The sequence below is a fragment of the Plastoroseomonas hellenica genome (assembly GCF_018129085.1).
GTDB classification, from domain to species: domain Bacteria; phylum Pseudomonadota; class Alphaproteobacteria; order Acetobacterales; family Acetobacteraceae; genus Plastoroseomonas; species Plastoroseomonas hellenica.
The window spans coordinates 1-4,858 of the sequence record NZ_JAAGBB010000115.1 but is presented as its reverse complement, the minus strand read 5'-3'; the positions used below and the strand labels follow the sequence as shown (position 1 = coordinate 4,858).

Annotated in this window: 4 protein-coding genes and 1 tRNA gene; 2 read left to right on the top strand and 3 right to left on the bottom strand. The window is 71.0% G+C overall.

Features of this window, described 5'->3' with window-relative positions; translation table 11 throughout:
- Positions 1-167: 167 nt before the first annotated feature.
- Positions 168-2,432 carry an NADP-dependent malic enzyme gene (locus tag GXW71_RS34125; protein WP_211858474.1) on the bottom strand — a complete coding sequence of 755 codons (2,265 nt, stop codon included), beginning with the start codon at positions 2,430-2,432 and terminating at the stop codon, positions 168-170.
- A gap of 102 nt (positions 2,433-2,534) precedes the next feature.
- On the bottom strand, positions 2,535-2,969 hold the full coding sequence (locus tag GXW71_RS34120) for a DUF1772 domain-containing protein (protein ID WP_211858472.1): 435 nt from the start codon (positions 2,967-2,969) through the stop codon (positions 2,535-2,537).
- A 140-nt stretch (positions 2,970-3,109) separates the two neighbouring features.
- Here GXW71_RS34120 and GXW71_RS34115 point away from each other — a divergent pair, with 140 nt between their 5' ends.
- On the top strand, positions 3,110-3,646 hold the full coding sequence (locus GXW71_RS34115) for a DUF4823 domain-containing protein (protein ID WP_211858470.1): 537 nt from the start codon (positions 3,110-3,112) through the stop codon (positions 3,644-3,646).
- Between the two features lie 91 nt (positions 3,647-3,737).
- Here the strand turns inward: GXW71_RS34115 and GXW71_RS34110 are convergent.
- A tRNA-Leu gene (locus GXW71_RS34110) sits at positions 3,738-3,823 on the bottom strand.
- Positions 3,824-3,852: 29 nt separating this feature from the next.
- On the opposite strand from GXW71_RS34110, the gene lipB reads away from it, so the two are divergent.
- Positions 3,853-4,536: a lipoyl(octanoyl) transferase LipB gene (gene lipB, locus GXW71_RS34105; protein WP_211858468.1), complete on the top strand. Its 684-nt coding sequence runs from the start codon at positions 3,853-3,855 to the stop codon at positions 4,534-4,536.
- The last annotated feature ends 322 nt before the right edge of the window (positions 4,537-4,858 follow it).

The following is a 4,858-nucleotide window of genomic DNA, read 5'->3' as shown; positions in this document are numbered from 1 at the left end:
CATGCCCGCGGCACCGCAGCCACCGGCGGCGCAGCCCACGCCCGCGCCGCAGCAGCCGCAGCGGGTCAACCCGACCGACCTGCTGCGCGGGCTGTTCGGCGGCGGGCGGCGCTGACCGCCGCGGCCGACCAGCGTTCCCTGTTGCGGGAACGGGGAACGCTCAGGGCTCAGGGCGCCTGCGCGACCGCGAGCGCCGTCAGGTTGACGATGCCGCGCGCCGTCACGCTCGGCACCAGCACATGGATCGGCTTCTTCATGCCGAGCAGGATGGGGCCGACCTGCAGCCCGTCCGCCGCTGCCTTCACGAGGTTGAAGGCGATGTTCGCGGCATCGACGCCGGGCATGACCAGCAGGTTCGCCGCGCCCTCCAGCGGGCTGTCCGGCACCGCGCGGCTGCGGATCGCCGGGATCAGCGCGGCATCGGCATGCATCTCGCCATCGACCTCGAGCTCCGGCGCGGCGCGCTGGATCAGCTCGAGGGCCGCGCGCATGCGCCGCGCCGAGCCCGCGCCCGAGGCGCCGAAGGAGGAATGCGACAGCAGCGCGACCTTGGGCACCACGCCGAAGGCGCGCACCTGCTCGGCCGCCAGCAGGGTCATCTCCGCGATCTGCTCCGGCGTCGGGTCCAACACCAGATGCGTGTCGACGACGAAGAGCACGCCCTGCTGCATGATGACGGAGGAGAGCGCGTAGCAGCGCGAGACGCCCTCGGCCCGGCCGATGATGTCGTGCACGTTGTAGAAATGGCCCATCCAGTCGCCGGTGCCGCCGCAGATCGCGGCATCCGCCTGGCCGGATTCGAGCAGCAGCGCGGCTGCGACCGTGGTGCGGACGCCGACCCGGCGATCGGCCGCGTCCGGCGGGGTGCCACGCCTGCCGACCTTGCCGCGATAGACTTCCTTCAGCGGCGCGAAGATCGCCTCGTCCTGCTGCGGGTCGAGGATGCGCACGCTTTCGGAGAAGTCCATGCGCAGACCCATGGCCCGGGCGCGCGCCTCGATCACCGCGCGCCTGCCGAGCAGGATCGGCTCCGCGAGGCCGTCATCGAGCACGGTCTGCACGGCGCGCAGCGTGCGCTCGTCCTCGCCTTCCGAATAGACGACGCGGCGCGGGCGCTTGCGCGCCGCTTCGATCACCGGCCGCATCAGGTTGCCGGAGCGGAAGACGAAGCGCTCCAGCTCCTGCCGGTAGGCGGCGAAATCCTCGATCGGGCGGCGGGCGGCGCCGGTTTCCATGGCGGCGCGCGCGACCGCGGGCGCGATCTCCAGGATCAGGCGCGGATCGAAGGGCTTCGGGATGATGTAGTCGGGGCCGAAGATCGGCGCCTGGCCGCCATAGGCGGCGGCGACGACCTCGGAGGCCTCGACGCGCGCGAGCGCTGCGATCGCCTCGACCGTCGCGACCTTCATCGCTTCGTTGATCGCGGTCGCGCCGACATCGAGGGCGCCGCGGAAGATGAAGGGGAAGCAGAGGACGTTGTTGACCTGGTTCGGGTAGTCGGAGCGGCCGGTGGCGACGATCGCGTCCGGCCGCGCGGCGCGCACCGCTTCCGGCAGGATCTCCGGCTCCGGGTTGGCGAGTGCCAGCACCAGCGGCTTCGGCGCCAGCTTGCCGAGCCATTCGGGCTTCAGCACGCGCGGCGCGGAGAGGCCGAGGAAGACGTCGGCGCCTTCGATCGCCTCCTCCAGCGTGCGCAGCGAGGTCTGCCGGGCATAGACGGACTTCCAGGGGTCCATCAGCTCGTTGCGGCCTTCGTGCACCACGCCCTTGATGTCGGTGACGATGATGTTCTCGCGCTTCAGCCCCATGGTGCAGAGCAGGTCGAGGCAGGCGAGTGCCGCGGCGCCGCCGCCGGAGGTGACGAGCTTCACCTCGGTCAGCGACTTGCCTTGCAGCAGTAGCCCGTTGCGCACCGCGGCGGCGACGATGATGGCGGTGCCGTGCTGGTCGTCGTGGAAGACCGGGATGCGCATGCGTTCGCGCAGCGCCTTCTCCACGATGAAGCACTCGGGGGCCTTGATGTCCTCGAGATTGATGGCGCCGAAGGTGGGCTCAAGCGCGGCGATCACCTCGATCAGCTTCTCGGGGTCGTTCTGGTCGATCTCGATGTCGATCGAATCGATGCCGGCGAACTTCTTGAAGAGGACCGCCTTGCCTTCCATCACCGGCTTCGAGGCCAGGGCGCCGATGGCGCCGAGGCCGAGCACGGCGGTGCCGTTGGTGATGACGGCCACCATGTTGCCGCGGGCGGTGTAGTCATAGGCGCGGTCGGGATCGGCCGCGATCTCCTCGCAGGCGGCGGCGACGCCGGGGGAATAGGCCAGGCCCAGGTCGCGCTGGGTCGCCATGCGCTTGGTGGGCTCGACGCTGAGCTTCCCCGGCCGGGGATAGCGGTGGTAGTCCAGCGCCGCCTTGCGGAAATCCTCGTCCATCCGAACCTCTCTGCTGCGCGCCAGCATAGGCGACGCATCGCGCCGCGTCAGCGGCCGTTCCGGTGCGCATGGCGCCGGGATGGGATGCCGTGTTGGAGGGTCTCAGGGAAGGCGCGCCGCGGCGGCGAGGTAAATCGCCGTCGCGATCGCGCCGAGCGCGCTGCGCCCGGCATGGAGCAGCCCCCAGCGGCGCAGCAGCGCGCGCGTCTCCCCGGATGCTTGCTCGGGCGGCGTCGCCTCGAGCCGGCGGTTCACCGGCATGATCGCGAGCAGCGTATAGGGCCAATTGGCGATGATGATGACGGCGCCGAGCAGCCAGAGCGCATCGCCCGCCCGCCACCAGGCGGCGGCGCCGAGCAGCCCGGACAGGACGGCGATCGAGGCCTGCATGGCGAAGCCGCGCGCATAGGACGGCTTCCACTGGGCCAGCGCCGCTCGGTCGTCGAGGCCGAGCCTCGCCGGTTGCTCCGCGAGGTTGATGTAGAGGGCGGCACCCGCGAAGACGGCTGCCGTGGTGAGCGCGAGCAATCCGAGCATCCGAGGGTCCCGCCTAGCCTGAGGCTTGATAGCACGCGCGACGCCGGTGACGGGCAGGGATGCGTTTGGCGTTGCTGTAGCGAACCGGTATCGGTACCTCTCGACGACAAGACACGAAGCACACGCCGCCGGAGGATCAGATGCAGCGCCGATATTTGTCGCTGGGCCTGCTTGGGCTGGCTTCCTGCAACGCCTGGCAGGTGACGCAGGATCCGGCTGCGGCCGGCGTCATCCCCAGGCGGGGCGACATCTACATTGTGCGGCCGGTGGATGGCCGCTTCCGCAATACCGCCTATCCGGGCTCGGGCGACGCCGTGGTGCGGGCGCTGCTCGACGGCCTCCGCCTCCATCTCCCCTTCGACCGGGTGACGGCCGGCTTCGTGCCGGAGGAGCCCCAGGCCGCGCTGGCGAGCGCCCGCCTGCGCCGCGCCGCCTACATGATCACACCCGGCATCACCTATTGGGTCGACCGTCCGGCCCATGCGGCCTTCGGCCCGGATGGGATGGCGGTCCAGCTCGACCTCGCGGCGATCGCGACCGGCGCCAGCATCGACCGGCGCACCATCAGCGTCCGGAGCAGGACCATGATCGCAACGACCGCCCATGCCTGGGAATTGCTGCCGGAACCGATCGCCGCCTATGCGGCGTCCATCACGGGTCAATCCGATCTGACCTGAGCCGGACCCGCGCGGCACACCATATCTGTCCCGCGCATCCCTTGATGCCGAGGCCTGACTGGCTGAATTTTCAGAATTCGAGAGGCTACCTTGGTGCGGTCAAGAAGATTCGAACTTCCACGGGGTTGCCCCCACCAGCACCTCAAGCTGGCGCGTCTACCATTCCGCCATGACCGCAAACCGGGTAGAGGCGGGGCGTATAGCCGATGATCCCCGCCGTATCAACGCACCCCGTGACGCTTTTTTCCCCTGGCCCCGACTGGGTGGCCGCCGACGGCCTGACCCCCTATCCGGACGCGGTGGCGACGATGGAGGCCGAGGTCGCCGCCATCCGCGCCGGCACCACACGGGAGCGGGTCTGGCTGGTCGAGCACCCGCCCACCTATACCGGCGGCACCTCCGCGACCGGCGACGGGCTGCTCGATCCGCGCTTCCCGGCCTATCGCACCGGGCGCGGCGGACAATGGACCTATCACGGCCCCGGCCAGCGCACCGCCTATGTGATGCTGGACCTCGACCAGCCGCATGGCGGCGTGCCGAAGCGCGACATCCGCGCCTATGTGCATGGGCTGGAGGATTGGCTGATCGCAGCGCTCGACCTGCTCGGCGTGAAGGGCGAGCGGCGGGAGGGCCGGGTCGGCATCTGGGTGGCCGACCGGGCGCGCGGGAATGAGGCGAAGATTGCCGCGATCGGCGTCCGGGTGACGCGCTGGGTGACCTGGCATGGCGTCGCGCTGAACGTCGATCCCGACCTCGCACATTTCGGCGGCATCGTGCCCTGCGGGATCAGCGAGCACGGGGTGACCAGCCTGCACCACCAGGGCGTGCCGGCGACCCTGGAGGACGCCGACGGCGCTCTGATGGCCGCCTGGCCGAAGATTTTCGGGTAGGGGCAAGGGCTGCGCCCTGTCCCGCGGCCGCAGGCCGCCATCAGTCCCTGCGGAGCGAGCGCAGCGATGCTCCGGGGCCGCGAATGCGGCCCCGCGCGCGACCATCAGTCGCCGCCAGAGCTGCCCTGACAGCGCGCAGGCCAAGCGGCCGGAGGCCGCGCCGGCGCTTGAGGCGCTTATCTACGCGCCAGGAAGCCGGGCACCGGGCCGGCGTCGCGGAAGTCGCCTTCGCGCCAGCCGCGGTCGCGGCGCGGCGTCTCGGCCGGCTTCACCACCGGGCGGCGGCGGCGATCCTCGCCGCCGGGCTGCGCCGGCGCCTGGC

Bases quoted from the DNA above. Each gene is read 5' to 3' on its own strand.
- GXW71_RS34125 (WP_211858474.1), bottom strand. From the start codon at position 2,432: ATGGACGAGGATTTCCGCAAGGCGGCGCTGGACTACCACCGCTATCCC.
- GXW71_RS34120 (WP_211858472.1), bottom strand. From the start codon at position 2,969: ATGCTCGGATTGCTCGCGCTCACCACGGCAGCCGTCTTCGCGGGTGCC.
- GXW71_RS34115 (WP_211858470.1), top strand. From the start codon at position 3,110: ATGCAGCGCCGATATTTGTCGCTGGGCCTGCTTGGGCTGGCTTCCTGC.
- lipB (WP_211858468.1), top strand. From the start codon at position 3,853: ATGATCCCCGCCGTATCAACGCACCCCGTGACGCTTTTTTCCCCTGGC.